Source organism: Microbacterium sp. JZ70 (assembly GCF_053903225.1).
Genome location: NZ_CP096405.1, coordinates 2181966 through 2196870, shown reverse-complemented (window position 1 = coordinate 2196870; position 14905 = coordinate 2181966). Strand labels below are relative to the sequence as shown.

Here is a 14905-nt window from a genome sequence, read left to right as displayed (position 1 = left end):
ACTCCCGTGCGACGGCAGAGGGGCCGCCGCACTCACGAAAGGTCGAAGAAGACATGAACGAAGTGAACCTCGGGCTCTACTTCCTGTCCGAGATGGTCGGAACGGGGATGCTGATCCTGCTCGGATGCGGCGTCGTCGCGAACGTCGTGCTCGCGAAGAACAAGGGCTTCGGCGGCGGCTTCCTGATGGTGAACTGGGGATGGGGCCTCGCGGTCTTCGCGGGCGTGCTCGCCTCCGCGTACTCCGGCGCGATCCTCAACCCCGCCGTCGGCATCGGCCTGCTCCTCGCGGGCAAGATCACCTTCACGATGTTCCTCGTGGCCACGGCCGCCGAGCTCGTCGGCGCGATCATCGGCGCTGTCCTGTGCTGGGCGGCCTACCGCCAGCACTTCGACGTCGAGGAGGACCCCGCGAACAAGCTGGGCGTGTTCTCGACGGGCCCGGCCATCCGCTCCTACGGCCACAACCTCATCACCGAGATCATCGGCACGTTCGTGCTCGTGTTCATCATCTTCGCGTTCGCCGACTACGGCGACATCGAGGTGGGCGTGCCCGGCGGCCTCGGCCCGCTCACGGCCCTGCCGGTCGCGCTGCTCGTCGTCAGCATCGGCGCCTCGCTCGGCGGCCCCACGGGCTACGCGATCAACCCGGCCCGCGACCTCGGTCCGCGCATCGCGCACGCCATCCTGCCCATCAAGGGCAAGGGCTCGAGCGACTGGGGCTACTCGTGGGTCCCCGTCGTGGGCCCGCTCATCGGCGGCGCGATCGCCGCCCTCGCCGCACCCGCGCTCCTCGGCCTCGCCGCCTGAGCACCCGCCATCCGCATCCGCGTTCAAAGGAGAATCACCATGGCCGACTACATCATCGCGATCGACCAGGGCACGACGTCGAGCCGCGCGATCATCTTCGACAAGAAGGGCAGCATCGTCGCGACCGGTCAGAAGGAGCACGAGCAGATCCTGCCGAAGGCCGGCTGGGTCGAGCACGACCCGATCGAGATCTGGCGCAACGTGCAGGAGGTCATCGGCCTCGCGCTGAGCCGCGCAGACCTCACCCGCCACGACATCGCGGCGGTCGGCATCACGAACCAGCGCGAGACGGCCGTCGTGTGGGACCGCACGACGGGCAAGCCGGTCTACAACGCGATCGTCTGGCAGGACACGCGCACGCAGGACATCGTCGACCGCCTGGCGGCCGACGGGGGCGGCGACCGGTTCAAGCAGGTCGTCGGCCTCCCGCTCGCCACCTACTTCTCCGGCACGAAGATCACCTGGATCCTCGAGAACGTCGAGGGCGCGCGCGAGAAGGCCGAGGCGGGCGACCTCGCGTTCGGCACGACCGACTCGTGGGTGCTCTGGAACCTCACCGGCGGGACGGATGGCGGCGTCCACGTCACCGACGTGACGAACGCCTCGCGCACGATGTTCATGGACCTCGAGACGCTCGAGTGGCGCGACGACATCCTCGAGGCGTTCGGCGTGCCGCGCTCGATGATGCCCGAGATCCGCTCGTCCTCCGAGGTCTACGGCGCGGCCGAGAGCTCGTCGCTCCTGCGCGAGACCCCCATCGCCGGCATCCTGGGCGACCAGCAGGCCGCGACCTTCGGCCAGGCCGCCTTCCAGAAGGGCGAGAGCAAGAACACCTACGGCACGGGCTGCTTCCTCATCTTCAACACGGGCGAGGACATCGTCCACTCGAAGAACGGGCTCCTCACGACCGTCGGCTACAAGCTCGGCGACGGCCCGACGCACTACGCCCTGGAGGGCTCGATCGCGGTCACGGGCTCGCTCATCCAGTGGCTGCGGGATCAGCTCGGGATCATCCAGACGGCGCCCGAGGTCGAGGAGCTCGCGCGCCAGGTCGAGGACAACGGCGGCGTGTACATCGTCCCCGCGTTCTCGGGCCTGTTCGCTCCGTACTGGCGGCCGGATGCGCGCGGTGCGATCGTGGGCCTGACCCGCTACGCGAACCGGAACCACATCGCGCGCGCCGCCCTCGAGGCCGTGGCGTACCAGACGCGCGACGTGCTCGACGCCGTGAACGCCGACGCGGGCGTGGACCTCACCGAGCTCAAGGTCGACGGCGGCATGGTCGCCAACGACGCGCTCATGCAGTTCCAGGCCGATGTCCTCGGCGTGCCGGTCGTCCGCCCCGTCGTCGCCGAGACGACGGCGCTCGGCGCTGCCTACGCCGCGGGCCTCGCCGTGGGCTTCTGGAACGGCCTCGACGACCTGTCCGCGAACTGGCAGGAGGACAAGCGCTGGGAGCCGACGATGGAGGAGGGCGAGCGCGACCGCCTGCTGCGGCAGTGGCGCAAGGCCGTCACGAAGTCGATGGACTGGGTCGACGACGACGTCGCGTGACCTGTGCGCACGGCGGGCCCGGAGGAGCGATCCTCCGGGCCCGCCGTCGCGTCAGGGCAGCAGGCTCTCGCCCTGGGGCGACGGGTTGACGGCGACCTCCCATCGGAAGCCGTCGGGGTCGGCGAAGTAGCCGGAGTAGCCGCCCCACTCGCGCTGCTGCGCCGCGACGACGGCCGTCGCGCCGGCGGTCCGCGCCTGCGCGAGCACGGCGTCGACCTGCGCGGGCTCGGCGACGTTGTGCGCGAGCGTGACCGGCGGCGTGCCTCCGCGGGTGACCGCGCCGATCTCCTCCTCGGCGTGAGCGCGATCCCAGAGGGAGAGGAGGAGCCGCTCCCCCACGCGGATCATGAGCACCTCGCCGGGCGCCTCGAACTCCGCGCACCATCCGAGCCCGTCGATGTAGAACCGCCGCGCGGCCGCGACGTCGTCGACCACGAGCGTGATGAGGCTGATCCGCTGGTCCATGGCGCCAGTCTCACACGATGAGCGGCAGGAGCGCACGCGCCGCCGCGCGCGGGGCGCGGGCGTCCCACGCGACGTGCTCGGCGCGCACCGGACCGTCGCTCACGGGCACCGCCGCGATCGCCCGGTCGTCCATCGGGACGACCCCCGGCGGCAGGAGCGTGACCGCGAGGCCCGCGGCCGCGAGGCCGCGCAGATGATCGGCCGTGCCCGCCTCGAACGCGACGTCGCGCGCGATGCCGGCCGACGCGAACGCATGATCGGACTGCTCCCGCCCTGAGGTTCCGGAGGGGAAGTCGGCGAAGACCGCGTCCGCGAGGTCGGCGAGCGAGAGGATCTCGCGGGACGCGAGCGGATGGCCCCCCGGCAGCACCGCGACCAGGGCCTCCCGTGCGAGCACCCGCGAGGCGACACCCTCGGGCACGAGGCCGTCCCGCAGGCCGAGGAGGGCGACATCGAGCGCGCCCGCGCGCACGGCGGGCACCATCTCGTCGCTGTTGCCCATCCGCAGCTCGACGCGCACGTGCGGATGCGCCGCGCGGAAGCGCCCGAGCACCGCCGGGACGTCGACGGCCGTGACCGTCGGGATGACGCCCATGCGCAGCGTCCCGCGCACCTCTCCGGCGGCCGACGCGGCCTCCTCCCTGGCGCGGTCGGCTGCCAGGAGCGCCTCGCGCGCGTGCGCCGCGAACGCCTCGCCCGCCTCCGTCACGCGCACCGCCCTGCTCGTCCGCGCGAACAGGCGCGTCCCGATCTCGCGCTCGAGCGCAGCGATCTGGTGACTGAGGGCCGACTGCGTCACGTGGCAGCGCGCCGCGGCGCGCGTGAACCCGCCCTCCTCGATCACGGCGACGACGTAGCGCATCTGCTGGAGCTCCATGCATCCATGATCCCGCTTCATCATTCAGATGAGAAGGATGCGTTGGACTCATCCCCATAGCGGAGCGGAGGCTGGAGCCATGAGCGCTCCCGTCACCGTCCTCCTCACCGCCCTCGCGCCGATCGCGTGGGGCACGACCTACATCGTGACGAGCGAGCTCCTGCCGCCAGGGCATCCCCTCTTCGCGGCGCTCCTGCGCGCGCTGCCCGCGGGGCTCCTCGCGCTCGCGATCGGCCGCGCGCTGCCCCGCGGCGTCTGGTGGGCTCGCGCCGCGCTCCTGGGCGCGCTGAACATCGGCGCGTTCTTCCCGCTGCTCTTCCTCGCGGCCGAGCGCCTTCCCGGCGGCGTCGCCGCGGCCGTCGGCGGCGCGCAGCCGGTCATCGTCGTGCTCCTGTCGGCCGTGGTGCTGCGCACCCCGGTGCGCCCGCGGCCGCTCGCGATCGGCGCGGCCGGCGCGGTCGGCGTGGCGCTCGTCGTCCTCGGGCCGAGCGCCGCTCTCGATCCGATCGGCGTCGCCGCGGCGATCGGCGGGACCGCCTCGATGGCGCTCGGGCTCGTCCTCACGAAGCGCTGGGGGCGCCCCGAGGGGGTGGGCGCGATCTCCTACGCCGGCTGGCAGCTGACGGCGGGCGGTCTCGTCCTGCTGCCGGCCGTGCTCGCCGTCGAGGGCGTCCCCGCGCGCATCGACGACGCTGCGGTCGCCGGGTACGTCTGGCTCGCGACGGCGGGCGGCATCGTCGCGTACACCCTGTGGTTCCGCGGGATCCAGCGGCTGCCGGCATTCGCCGCGGGGCTGCTCGGCCTGCTCTCGCCCGTGGTCGCGACGCTCATCGGCGTCGCCGTGCTCGGCGAGACCTTCACGCCCATGCAGGCGGCGGGGATCGCGCTCGCTCTCGGCGCGCTCATCATCGGCCAGGTGCCCGCGCGGCGCGCCCAGGTCGTGGGCGGGGCCTGACTCAGCCCTTGCCGAAGAGCTTCTGGATCTCGGCGAGATCGGCCTCGCTCGGCGCCGGCGCGCCCGCGCCGAGACCGAAGCCCGAGCCGCTGGGCGCGGGCGCCGCCGGCAGAGCGGCGTTCTCGGCGGCGCGCTTGGCCGGGTTGCCCGAGCGCGACCCCTGACCCTTCTTGCCCTTCTTGCCGCGCTTGGCGGAGGCACCCGGCCGGCCCATGCCGGGCATCGCGCCCATGCCGGGGATGCTCGGGGTGCCGCCGCGGGCGACGGTCTTCATCATCTTCGCCGCCTGCTCGAAGCGGTTCACGAGCTGGTTGACGTCGGTGACCGTCACGCCGGAGCCCTTCGCGATGCGCAGGCGGCGGGAGCCGTTGAGGATCTTCGTGTTCGCGCGCTCCGCGGGCGTCATCGAGCGGATGATCGCCTCGGTGCGGTCGATCTCGCGCTCGTCGAAGTCCTCGAGCTGCTGCTTCATCTGGCCCATGCCCGGGAGCATCCCGAGCATCTTCTTCATCGACCCCATCTTCTTCAGCTGCTGCATCTGCTGCAGGAAGTCGTCGAGGGTGAACTGGTCGGTCGCGAACTTCTCGGCGACCTTCCGCGCCTCCTCCTCGTCGAACGCCTGCTGGGCCTGCTCGATGAGGGTGAGGATGTCGCCGAGGTCGAGGATGCGGCTCGCCATGCGGTCGGGGTGGAAGTCCTCGAGGTCGTCGAGGCCCTCGCCGGTCGACGCGAAGATGATCGGGCGCCCGGTCACGGACGCGACCGAGAGCGCCGCGCCGCCTCGCGCGTCGCCGTCGAGCTTCGACAGCACGACGCCGGTGAAGTCCACGCCGTCCTGGAAGGCCTTCGCCGTGTTGACCGCGTCCTGTCCGATCATCGCGTCGATGACGAAGAGCACCTCGTCGGGCTGCGTCGCGCGGCGGATGTCGGAGGCCTGCTTCATGAGCTCGGCGTCGACGCCGAGACGGCCGGCGGTGTCGATGATCACGACGTCGTGCTGCTGGCGGCGCGCGTGCTCGACGCCGTCGCGCGCGACCCGCACGGGGTCGCCGACGCCGTTGCCGGGCTCGGGCGCGTAGATCGCGGCCCCCGCGCGCTCGGCGACGACCTGGAGCTGGTTCACGGCGTTGGGGCGCTGCAGGTCGGCGGCGATGAGGAGCGGCGTGTGGCCGTCCTTCTCGAGACGCTTGGCGAGCTTGCCGGCGAAGGTCGTCTTGCCCGAGCCCTGAAGGCCCGCGAGCATGATGACCGTCGGCGGGTTCTTCGCGAACGCCAGACGGCGCTGCTCGCCGCCGAGGATGCCCACGAGCTCCTCGTTGACGATCTGCACGACCTGCTGCGCGGGGTTGAGCGCCCGGTTGACGTCGTCGCCCAGCGCGCGCTCGCGCACGCGGCCCGTGAACTCCTTGACCACCTGCAGCGCGACATCCGCATCGAGGAGTGCGCGGCGGATCTCGCGCACGGTCCCGTCGACGTCCGCGGGCGAGAGCTTGCCCTTCGTGCGGAGGTTGCGGAAGGTGTCGGTGAGGCGCTCGGAGAGCGTGCCGAAAGTAGCCATGATGGGTCGATTTTACCCGGCGCCGGACGTCGACGCGCGCGGCGGGTCGACGGGGACGGAGCCGAGCGCCTCGGCGACGACGTCGCCGAGCGAGCGCGCTCCGGGCCCGACGTGCGCCCAGTGACGCAGCGCGCTCATCACGGCGCCCGCGTACGCGGCTCCGAGCACGTCGGCCGGGATGGACGCCCGACCGGCGTGCCGCAGCGCGGCGGCGACGGTCGCGGCGATCCGCGCCATCCGCACCGCCGACTCGCGCTCGAGGTCCGCTGCGATGCCCATGGCGTCGGCGTTCGCGATCGCGAGGGCGAGCGCGTCGGGCCGCAGCCCGTCGGCGAAGGCGCGCAGCGCCTCGACGATCGCGGGCCCGTCGACGCCCGAAGCGTCCAGCGCGCGCTCGAGGGCCGCGGCGCGCTCGTCGAAGCCGGCCCACAGGAGCGCCGACTTCGACGACGCGTAGTTGAAGAAGCTGGAGCGGCTCACGCCCGCGCGGTTCGCGATGTCGGCGATCGACGTCGCATCGAAGCCCTGCTCGAGGAAGAGCTCGCACGCGGCCTCGGCGAGCATCTCGAGCGAGGACGCGCGCGGTCGCCCCGCTCCCCTCGTCCTGGCCATCCGTTCCAGGCTAGCCGCCGTCAGACCGCCTGGGCGAAGCCGAGGTCGGCCGACGCCGCGATGTGCGCGAGGTGCTCGGGGATCTCCCGCCCCTTCGAGATCATCGACTGCGCCCAGAGGCGCCCGGCACGGTACGACGACCGCACGAGCGGACCCGCGAGCACGCCGAGGAACCCGATGCGCTCCGCCTCCTCCTTGAACCCGATGAACTCCTCGGGCTTGACCCAGCGGTGCACGGGGAGGTGACGCGGCGACGGCCGCAGGTACTGCGTGATCGTGATGATGTCGCAGCCCGCGTCGTGGAGGTCCTGCAGCGCCTGGACCACCTCGTGCGGCTCCTCGCCCATGCCGAGGATGAGGTTCGACTTCGTGATGAGCCCGGCGGCGCGCGCCTGCGTGAGGACGTCGAGCGAGCGCTCGTAGCGGAACGCCGGCCGGATCCGCTTGAAGATGCGCGGCACCGTCTCGACGTTGTGCGCGAACACCTCGGGACGCGCGTCGAAGATCTGCCCCAGGAGCGCGGGATCCGCATTGTGCTCGTTCGCGAGGAGCTCGACGCCCGTGTTCGGGTTGAGCTCGTGGATCTTCCGCACGGTCTCGGCGTTGAGCCACGCGCCCGTGTCGGGCAGGTCGTCGCGGGCCACGCTCGTCACCGTCGCGTAGCGCAGGCCCATCCGCTGGACGCTCTCCGCGACGCGGCGCGGCTCGTCGGTGTCGTACTCGGCCGGCTTCCCCGTGTCGATCTGGCAGAAGTCGCATCGGCGGGTGCACTGCGAGCCGCCGATGAGGAAGGTCGCCTCGCGGTCCTCCCAGCACTCGAAGATGTTGGGGCATCCCGCCTCCTGGCACACCGTGTGCAGGTCCTCGCTCTTCACGAGTGAGTGGAGCGCCTGGTACTCGGGGCCCAGCTTGGCTGTCGTCTTGATCCAGGACGGCTTGCGCTCGATCGGCGTCTGCGCGTTGCGCACCTCGAGCCGCAGCAGGCGGCGTCCGTCGGGAGCGGCGCTCACGCGGTCACCTCCGCGTCCTCGGCCGCGAAGGCCGACACGACCGAGTCGACGACGTCGGCGGGCGAGATGATGCGGCCGGCGTGCGAGCTCATCGTCGTCACCCCCGCATCGGTGATGCCGCAGGGGATGATGCCGCCGAACCCCTCGAGCGTGTTGTCGCAGTTGATCGCGAAGCCGTGCATCGACACGCCCTGCGCGACGCGCACGCCGATCGCGGCGACCTTCTCCTCGCGGAGCACGCCCTGCACCCACACGCCGCTGCGGCCGTCGACCTGGAACCCCTCCACACCGTGCTCGGCGAGCACGCCGATGAGGATCCGCTCGAGCCGCCGCACGTGGTCGACGACGGCGAACCGCTCGGGCAGGCGGAGGATCGGGTAGCCGACCAACTGGCCGGGCCCGTGCCAGGTGATCTTGCCTCCGCGGTCGACGTCGACGACGGGGGTGCCATCCTGAGGGCGCTCGTGCGGCTCGGTGCGCTTGCCCGCCGTGTACACGGCCTCGTGCTCGAGCAGGATCAGCGTGTCGGAGCGCTCGCCGGCGACCACGTCGGCGTGGATGCGGCGCTGCAGGGACCAGCCCTCCAGATAGGGAACGTAGTCGGGCGCGAGCCCCGCCAGCAGGACGTCCATCACGGCGCCTCCTCCTCGGTTTTTCTGGATCCCGTCCAACAATACCCGCCGCCGCGCCCCGGGGCTGCCGGCGCCGGTAAAGTTGGACGCTGTCCACCTTTCCCGTCGAAAGCAGCCATGTCCTCACGCGCCCTGTCCGCCGCCGCCCTCGTCCTCCCCGTCGCGCTCCTCGCGGCCTGCGCTCCCGCGGCGCCCGGCGACGGCGCGGCGTCGCCATCCGCCGGCGGAACGCTCGTCTACGCGACCGGCGATGCGGAGCCCACCTGCCTCGACCCGCACGTGGGCGGCAACTACCCGCAGGCCCTGCTCAGCTCGCAGTACCTCGAGCCGCTCTTCGGCCGCGACGCCGACGGCACGATGCGACCCTGGCTCGCGACGGACTGGGAGACGTCGGAGGACGGACTGACCTGGGACCTCACGCTGCGCGACGACGTCTCGTTCACCGACGGAACGCCCTTCGACGCCGAGGCGGTCAAGGCCAACATCGAGCACCTGCAGGACCCGGACACGGCGTCCTCGACGGGCTACCTGGCCGTCGAGCAGATCGAGCAGATCGAGGTCGTCGACGACACGCACGTGCGCTTCCGCCTCTCGACGCCGAAGTCCGCCCTGCTCGAAGCGCTGAGCCAGCCCTGGACGGCCATGGAGTCGCCGGCGGGCCTCGCACGCGGGCAGGAGGAGAACTGCCTCGCCCCGATCGGGACCGGCCCCTTCGTCGTGCAGGAGTGGACCCCTCAGCAGAGCGTCACGCTCACGCGCAACGAGGACTACGTCGCGTCGAACCCGCACGCCGACCACGACGGGCCCGCGCACCTCGACGGCATCGAGTGGCGCTTCATCCCCGACGCCGCCACGCGCCAGGCCGCACTCGCCTCGGGCGAGGTCGACGTCATCGACAACCCGCTGCCCGCCGACATCGTCGCGGCCGAGCAGCAGGGCATCGAGCACATCGACGCGCCCCGCCCCGCCTCGTCCAACCGCATCGAGCTGAACACGGCCCAGCCCCCGTTCGACGACGTGCGCGTGCGCGAGGCCTTCATCCGCGCCGCCGACCCCACCCCCGGCATCGAGTCGCTGTTCCTCGGCACGGCCGAGCGGTCGTACTCGCCGCTGTCGAGCGTCGAGCCGCTCGCCTACTCCGACGAGGAGCTCTTCGCGACCGATCCCGACGCGGCAGCGGCGCTCCTCGACGAGGCGGGCTGGACCGATGCCGACGACGACGGGACGCGGATGAAGGACGGGGCGCGCCTCACCGTGCGGTTCCCCGTCTCGACCGACCAGTCGACCGCGGCAGAGCAGTCGCTCTTCGAGCAGATCCAGGCCAACGCCGCGGCGGTCGGATTCGACGTCGTGCTCGACCCGGTCGACCTCTCCACCTGGTACGGCGCGCTCGGCGCGCACGAGTACGAGGCCGTGAGCGCGCCCTACACGATCGTCGGACCGGACGTGCTGCGCATCCTCTACCACTCGTCCGGAACGGTCCCCGCGCCGTCGGGGTACTTCGCGAACCACGCGATGCTCCAGGTGCCCGAGCTCGATGCGGCTCTCGACGCCGCGGCGTCGACGCTCGACCCCGACGAGCGCGCCGAGCGCTACACCGAGGCGCAGCGCATCGTGCTCGAGAGCTTCGCGATCCTGCCCCTCTACGACCAGCAGAACCACTTCCTCGTGGGCGGCGCGACGGGCGTCACGACCCTCGGCACGGTGGCGACGCCCACGTTCGTGAACGCGCGCCTGGCCGACTGAGCCGGATGGCCGCCCTGCGCTGGATCGCCGCGCGCCTCGCGCGCGCGGCGCTCGTGGTCTGGATCGTCGCGACGGTCGTCTTCTTCGCGCTGCGCGCGACGGGCGACCCGCTCGAGGCGATCCTGGGCGGCCCCGGATCCCAGGCCGGGCCCGAGGCGGTCGCCGCCGCGGAGCGCGCGTACGGGCTCGACCAGCCGCTCGTCGTGCAGTACGCCGTGCAGCTCGCGCGGGTCGCGACGCTGCAGCTCGGCGACTCCTATGCGCGCCGCCAGAGCGTGGCCGAGCTCATCGGGCAGCAGCTGCCCTCGACGCTGCTCCTGGCCGTGCTCGCCCTCGGTCTCGCGTGGGTGCTGGCCGTCGCCGGCGCGATCGTCGCCACGTCGGCCCGCGGCCGTGCGGGCCGCGTCGTCGGCGCCGCGCTCCGCGGCGTCGAGGTGACCGCGACGGTCATGCCGCAGTTCTGGCTGGGCGCGGTGCTCATCCTCGTCTTCGCGTCGACGCTCGGCGCCCTCCCCGCCACGAGCGCCGGCAGCTCGCCCGCCGAGCTCGTGCTCCCGGTCGTGACGCTCGCGATCCCGATCGCCGGCTTCCTCGCCCAGGTCTCCCGCGATGCGCTGCTCGAGGCCGATCGCGCCCCGTTCGCGACCACGGCGCGGGCTCGGGGCGCCGGCGAGCCGCGCGTGCTCCTGCGCCACACCCTGCGGCACGCCGCGCTGCCCGCGATCGCGCTGTCGGGATGGGCCTTCGGCAACCTCCTGAGCGGAGCGGTCGTCGTCGAGGTGCTGTTCGCGCGCCCGGGTCTCGGCCGACTGCTCCAGGAGGCCGCGCTCGCGCGGGACGTGCCCGTCGTGATCGGCGCCGTCTCGATCGTCGCGCTCCTCTACGTCGCGGTCGTCCTCCTCTCCGACGCGGCCGAGCTGCTCGTCGACCCGCGCCTGCGCGGTCCGCGGCCGGGTGCCGTCCGCATGCCCGACGTGGCGGTGGGCTCGTGAGGTCGCGCCTCGGCTGGTCGGGAGCGGCCGCGCTCGCGTGCCTCGCCCTCCTCGGCGTGGCGATCATCGCGCCGTCCGTGCTCGCGCCGCAGGATCCGCTCGCGATCGACCCGGCATCCGCGTTCCGCCCGCCCTCCCCCGGCCATCCGCTCGGCACGGACGAGTCGGGGCGCGATGTGCTCGTCCGCATCGTCCACGGAGCGGCGGCGTCGGCGGGCATCGGCGTCTGGGCGACCGCGCTCGGCATCGGCCTCGGCGTCGCGATCGGGTTCGCCGCCGGCCTCGGTCCGCGCTGGCTCGAGGCGGCCCTCGGGCGCGTTGTCGAGGTGCTGTTCGCCCTGCCCACGCTCGTCATGGCGCTCCTCCTCGTCGCGGTGCTCGGCCCCGGCACCCAGAGCTCGGTCCTCGCGATCGGGCTCGCGACCGCTCCGGGCTATGCGCGGATCCTCCGCTCGCGGGTGCGCGGCGTCGCGCGCAGCGACTACGTCGCCTACGCGCGCCTCGAGGGGACCCCTCCCCTGCGCGCCTTCACGCGCCATATCGCACCCAACACGCTCTGGCCCCTCGTCGCGACGGCGACCCTCGGCATCGGGCAGGCCATCGTGTGGGTGTCGGCCCTCAGCTTCCTCGGGCTGGGCACGCCGCCGCCGTCGCCCGAATGGGGCGCCATGCTCGATGCGGGCCGTGTCTACATCTCGTACGCCCCGTGGCTGACGATCTTCCCCGGCCTCGCGATCGTCGCCACCGCCACGGCGCTCACGGTCGTCGGCCGCCGACTGGGAGGGGCCGGCCGATGAGCGTGCTCGACGTCGCCGATCTGCGCGTGCGCCTGCGCGGGGCGGGCGAGGTGCTGAAGGGGGTCGACCTGGCGCTCGACGCGGGCGAGTGCCTCGCCGTCGTCGGGGAGTCGGGCGCGGGCAAGTCCGTGCTCGCGCGGACGCTCCTCGGCCTCACCCAGACGACGCCCGGCGCCGCGGTCACGGCATCGCGTCTCGCGTTCGCGGGGCGGGACGTGCGGCGGCTCGGCGGGCGCGGATGGCGCCGGCTGCGGGGCGCGGACATCGCACTCGTCCTGCAGGACGCGCTGCAGTCGCTCGACCCCCTGCGCACGATCGAGGACGAGGTCGGCGAGGCGCTCGCGGTGCGCCGTGTGCCGCGGCCCGAGCGCCGGCGCCGCGTGATCGCCGCCCTCGAGAGCGCGGGGCTGCCCGATGCCGCCGGCCGGCTGCGGCAGCGTCCCGGTGAGCTCTCGGGCGGCATGCGCCAGCGCGCGCTCATCGCGTCCGCCATCGTGGGCGGCGCGCGCGTCATCGTCGCCGACGAGCCGACGACGGCGCTCGACGCGACCACCGCGGTCCGCGTGCTGGATCTGCTCGCGCGCCTGCGGGACGAGGGGGCGGCTCTCCTCCTCATCAGCCACGACCTCGGCGCGGTCGCGCGTGTCGCGGACCGCGTCGCGGTCCTCGACGCCGGACGCATCGTGGAGGCCGGCGCGGCCGAGACCGTCCTCGCCGCGCCGACCCACGCGGTCACGCGCGCGCTGCTCGCGGCGCGTCCTCGCGGGCCGCGGCCCGCGCCATCCGCCGCTGCCGGCCCCGTGCTGCTGCGGGGCGAGGGCCTCGTCCGGCGGTATCGCGGGCCATCCGGCGCGCCCACGGCGGTCGTGGACGGCGTGGACGTCGTCGTGCGCCGCGGCGAGACGCTCGGCATCGTCGGCGAGTCGGGCTCGGGCAAGTCGACGCTCGCGCGCCTCCTCATCGGAGCGGAGGCGCCCGATGCGGGTCGGCGGGTGCTCGCCGACCCCGCGCCGCGCGTTCGCCTCGTCCCGCAGGACCCGCTGGCCTCGTTCGACCCGCGCCATAACGTCGCGCGCATCCTGCGACACTCTCATCGGGATGGCGCACCCGCGCCCGCGCAGCTGCTCGCGCGCGTCGGCCTCGACGCGTCGATCCTCGCGCGGCGCCCGGCGGAGCTGTCCGGAGGGCAGCGCCAGCGCGTCGCCATCGCCCGGGCTCTCGCGGGCCGTCCCGACGTGCTCGTCTGCGACGAGCCGGTCTCGGCGCTCGACGTCACGACGCAGGCCGGCATCCTCCGGCTGCTCGACGGCCTCCAGCGCGACGAGGGCCTCGGCATCGTGTTCATCTCGCACGACCTCGCGGTCGTGCGCCTCGTCAGCGACCGCGTCGCCGTGATGCAGGACGGGCGGATCGTCGAGACGGGCGCCACCGAGGACGTCTACGCCTCGCCGGCGCACCCCTTCACGCGCGAGCTCATCGCGGCGTCGCGCTGAGGCGCGCTACTCGGCGCTCGTGACCGAGTGGATGCTGCCGTCGCTCGTGAGGTTCACGAGCAGCACGTCGTCGGTCGCGTCGGGGTCGAGCGCGTACTCGAGCACCGCGAACGGGTCGGATCCGCCGTGCTCGTCCGCGAGGATCGTCATGCTCATGAGATTGAGCGAGCGGATGATGTCGACCGCCGGATCGCCGGAGATGTCGACGAGGAAGTCCTCGAGGCCGTCGCCGAGCGTCTCCTGCTGCATGAGGATGTACTCGGTCACCTCGCTCGCGCGGTTGTCGACCTCGCCGAGCATGGCGATCCGGCTGCGGCGGTCGACCTCCTCGAGCGACGACACGATCGCCGCGGCGGCGTCCAGCGCCTCCTGCGACACGTCCTCCTGATCGGGCGCCGTCAGGTCGACGGACACGGTCTGGTCGCCGAGCTCGACGTTCTCCGACCAGAAGATCGAGCCGTCGGGACCGGACTCCAGCAGTCCGAAGAAGTCGTGTTCGATCGCCATGTCGCTTACTCAACCATCCGAGCCGTCAGTCGACAAGCGACGCGGCGAACACGTGCGGCGTGAAGCCCGTGAGGTCGCCGATCCCCTCGCCCTGACCGAGCAGCTTGACGGGGATGCCCGTGCGCTCCTGCACCGCGAGCACGAAGCCGCCCTTCGCCGATCCGTCGAGCTTGGTGAGGACGAGACCGGTGACCCCGGCGTGCTCGAGGAACGCCTGCGCCTGCATCACGCCGTTCTGCCCGGTCGTCGCGTCGAGCACGAGGAGCACCTCGCTGATGGGGGCCTGCTTCTCGATCACGCGGCGGATCTTCGTGAGCTCGTCCATCAGGCCGCCCTTGGTGTGCAGGCGGCCGGCGGTGTCGACGAGCACGATCTCCGTGCCCGTGCGCTTAGCGTGGTCGATCGTCTGGAAGGCGACGGACGCCGGATCCTGCCCCTCGCGCTCGGGACGGACGATCGCTGCCCCGCCGCGCTCCGCCCACGTCGCGAGCTGGTCGACGGCGGCGGCGCGGAACGTGTCGGCCGCGCCGACCACCACCGACCGGTTGTAGCGGCGCAGGAAGTGCGCGAACTTGCCGATCGTCGTGGTCTTGCCGACGCCGTTCACGCCGACGACGAGCACGACCGCGGGGCGCTCGGTGAGCTTGAGCGTGGTGTCGAATCGCGCGAAGTGCTCCTCGAGCGTCTCCTTCAGCATCCGCTGGAGGTCCTTGGGGTCGGTCGTGCGGTACCGATCGACCTTCTCGCGGAGCTCGTCGACGATGCGCTCGGTGATCTCGGGGCCGAAGTCCGCCGTGATGAGGGCCGTCTCGAGGTCCTCCCACGTGCCCTCGTCGATCGTGGGCTTGACGAACATCCCGCGCAGCGCGCGCCCGAGTGACCACTTCTCCGCCATGCT

At 72.8% G+C, this 14905-nt stretch carries 15 protein-coding genes; 7 read left to right on the top strand and 8 right to left on the bottom strand.

The features are described 5' to 3' along the window. Positions 1–53 precede the first annotated feature (53 nt). The gene (locus M1D46_RS10030; protein ID WP_324011437.1) at positions 54–809 is read left to right on the top strand and encodes an MIP/aquaporin family protein; all 756 of its coding nucleotides are present in this window, start codon (positions 54–56) and stop codon (positions 807–809) included. A gap of 39 nt (positions 810–848) precedes the next feature. Continuing rightward, complete coding sequence (gene glpK / locus M1D46_RS10025; RefSeq protein WP_271171709.1) at positions 849–2363, top strand: glycerol kinase GlpK; 1515 nt, start codon at positions 849–851, stop codon at positions 2361–2363. A gap of 51 nt (positions 2364–2414) precedes the next feature. Here glpK and M1D46_RS10020 read toward each other — a convergent pair whose 3' ends face one another. Both M1D46_RS10020 and M1D46_RS10015 read right to left on the bottom strand, forming a co-directional pair. Next, entirely contained in the window at positions 2415–2828 is a 414-nt protein-coding gene (locus M1D46_RS10020; RefSeq protein WP_456285467.1) for a VOC family protein, read from the bottom strand. A 10-nt stretch (positions 2829–2838) separates the two neighbouring features. Beyond that, positions 2839–3705: a LysR family transcriptional regulator gene (locus tag M1D46_RS10015; protein ID WP_324011443.1), complete on the bottom strand. Its 867-nt coding sequence runs from the start codon at positions 3703–3705 to the stop codon at positions 2839–2841. 79 nt (positions 3706–3784) lie between these two features. Between M1D46_RS10015 and M1D46_RS10010 the strand changes: the two genes are divergently transcribed. After that, the gene (locus M1D46_RS10010; RefSeq protein ID WP_456285466.1) at positions 3785–4660 is read left to right on the top strand and encodes an EamA family transporter; all 876 of its coding nucleotides are present in this window, start codon (positions 3785–3787) and stop codon (positions 4658–4660) included. 1 nt (position 4661) lies between these two features. Here M1D46_RS10010 and ffh read toward each other — a convergent pair whose 3' ends face one another. Genes ffh through lipB form a run of 4 tightly spaced genes read right to left on the bottom strand, consistent with a single transcriptional unit; the run spans position 4662 to position 8475 of the window. Next, positions 4662–6218, bottom strand: a complete 1557-nt coding sequence (gene ffh, locus M1D46_RS10005) for a signal recognition particle protein (protein ID WP_456285115.1) — start codon at positions 6216–6218, stop codon at positions 4662–4664. A gap of 12 nt (positions 6219–6230) precedes the next feature. Further along, positions 6231–6830, bottom strand: coding sequence for a TetR/AcrR family transcriptional regulator (locus M1D46_RS10000; RefSeq protein ID WP_456285465.1), 600 nt, complete (start codon positions 6828–6830; stop codon positions 6231–6233). 20 nt (positions 6831–6850) lie between these two features. Further along, the gene (lipA, locus tag M1D46_RS09995) at positions 6851–7840 is read right to left on the bottom strand and encodes a lipoyl synthase (RefSeq protein ID WP_271171703.1); all 990 of its coding nucleotides are present in this window, start codon (positions 7838–7840) and stop codon (positions 6851–6853) included. Continuing rightward, on the bottom strand, positions 7837–8475 hold the full coding sequence (gene lipB, locus M1D46_RS09990; protein ID WP_271171702.1) for a lipoyl(octanoyl) transferase LipB: 639 nt from the start codon (positions 8473–8475) through the stop codon (positions 7837–7839). Before lipB ends, lipA begins: the two co-directional genes overlap by 4 nt. Positions 8476–8589: 114 nt before the next feature. Here lipB and M1D46_RS09985 point away from each other — a divergent pair, with 114 nt between their 5' ends. From M1D46_RS09985 to M1D46_RS09970, 4 genes are read left to right on the top strand one after another with little or no spacing between them, the layout of a single operon-like run. Next, the gene (locus M1D46_RS09985; protein WP_456285464.1) at positions 8590–10218 is read left to right on the top strand and encodes an ABC transporter substrate-binding protein; all 1629 of its coding nucleotides are present in this window, start codon (positions 8590–8592) and stop codon (positions 10216–10218) included. 5 nt (positions 10219–10223) lie between these two features. Beyond that, positions 10224–11210 carry an ABC transporter permease gene (locus tag M1D46_RS09980; protein ID WP_282977596.1) on the top strand — a complete coding sequence of 329 codons (987 nt, stop codon included), beginning with the start codon at positions 10224–10226 and terminating at the stop codon, positions 11208–11210. Next, positions 11207–12007, top strand: a complete 801-nt coding sequence (locus M1D46_RS09975) for an ABC transporter permease (protein ID WP_271171699.1) — start codon at positions 11207–11209, stop codon at positions 12005–12007. Before M1D46_RS09980 ends, M1D46_RS09975 begins: the two co-directional genes overlap by 4 nt. After that, entirely contained in the window at positions 12004–13500 is a 1497-nt protein-coding gene (locus tag M1D46_RS09970; protein WP_456285463.1) for an ATP-binding cassette domain-containing protein, read from the top strand. Before M1D46_RS09975 ends, M1D46_RS09970 begins: the two co-directional genes overlap by 4 nt. Before the next feature lie 6 nt (positions 13501–13506). Here the strand turns inward: M1D46_RS09970 and M1D46_RS09965 are convergent, their stop codons facing one another. Both M1D46_RS09965 and ftsY read right to left on the bottom strand, forming a co-directional pair. Continuing rightward, a complete protein-coding gene (locus M1D46_RS09965) occupies positions 13507–14007 on the bottom strand; it encodes a DUF2004 domain-containing protein (RefSeq protein ID WP_271171697.1) in 501 nt (166 codons plus the stop codon). A gap of 25 nt (positions 14008–14032) precedes the next feature. Next, positions 14033–14902 (bottom strand): signal recognition particle-docking protein FtsY, encoded by an 870-nt coding sequence (gene ftsY / locus M1D46_RS09960; protein WP_271171696.1) that lies wholly within the window; start codon positions 14900–14902, stop codon positions 14033–14035. Positions 14903–14905 lie beyond the last annotated feature (3 nt).

Coding starts and splice junctions, on each gene's coding strand:
- M1D46_RS10030 (WP_324011437.1), top strand. CDS start 54: ATGAACGAAGTGAACCTCGGGCTCTACTTCCTGTCCGAGATGGTCGGA.
- glpK (WP_271171709.1), top strand. CDS start 849: ATGGCCGACTACATCATCGCGATCGACCAGGGCACGACGTCGAGCCGC.
- M1D46_RS10020 (WP_456285467.1), bottom strand. CDS start 2,828: ATGGACCAGCGGATCAGCCTCATCACGCTCGTGGTCGACGACGTCGCG.
- M1D46_RS10015 (WP_324011443.1), bottom strand. CDS start 3,705: ATGGAGCTCCAGCAGATGCGCTACGTCGTCGCCGTGATCGAGGAGGGC.
- M1D46_RS10010 (WP_456285466.1), top strand. CDS start 3,785: ATGAGCGCTCCCGTCACCGTCCTCCTCACCGCCCTCGCGCCGATCGCG.
- ffh (WP_456285115.1), bottom strand. CDS start 6,218: ATGGCTACTTTCGGCACGCTCTCCGAGCGCCTCACCGACACCTTCCGC.
- M1D46_RS10000 (WP_456285465.1), bottom strand. CDS start 6,830: ATGGCCAGGACGAGGGGAGCGGGGCGACCGCGCGCGTCCTCGCTCGAG.
- M1D46_RS09985 (WP_456285464.1), top strand. CDS start 8,590: ATGTCCTCACGCGCCCTGTCCGCCGCCGCCCTCGTCCTCCCCGTCGCG.
- M1D46_RS09980 (WP_282977596.1), top strand. CDS start 10,224: ATGGCCGCCCTGCGCTGGATCGCCGCGCGCCTCGCGCGCGCGGCGCTC.
- M1D46_RS09970 (WP_456285463.1), top strand. CDS start 12,004: ATGAGCGTGCTCGACGTCGCCGATCTGCGCGTGCGCCTGCGCGGGGCG.
- M1D46_RS09965 (WP_271171697.1), bottom strand. CDS start 14,007: ATGGCGATCGAACACGACTTCTTCGGACTGCTGGAGTCCGGTCCCGAC.
- ftsY (WP_271171696.1), bottom strand. CDS start 14,902: ATGGCGGAGAAGTGGTCACTCGGGCGCGCGCTGCGCGGGATGTTCGTC.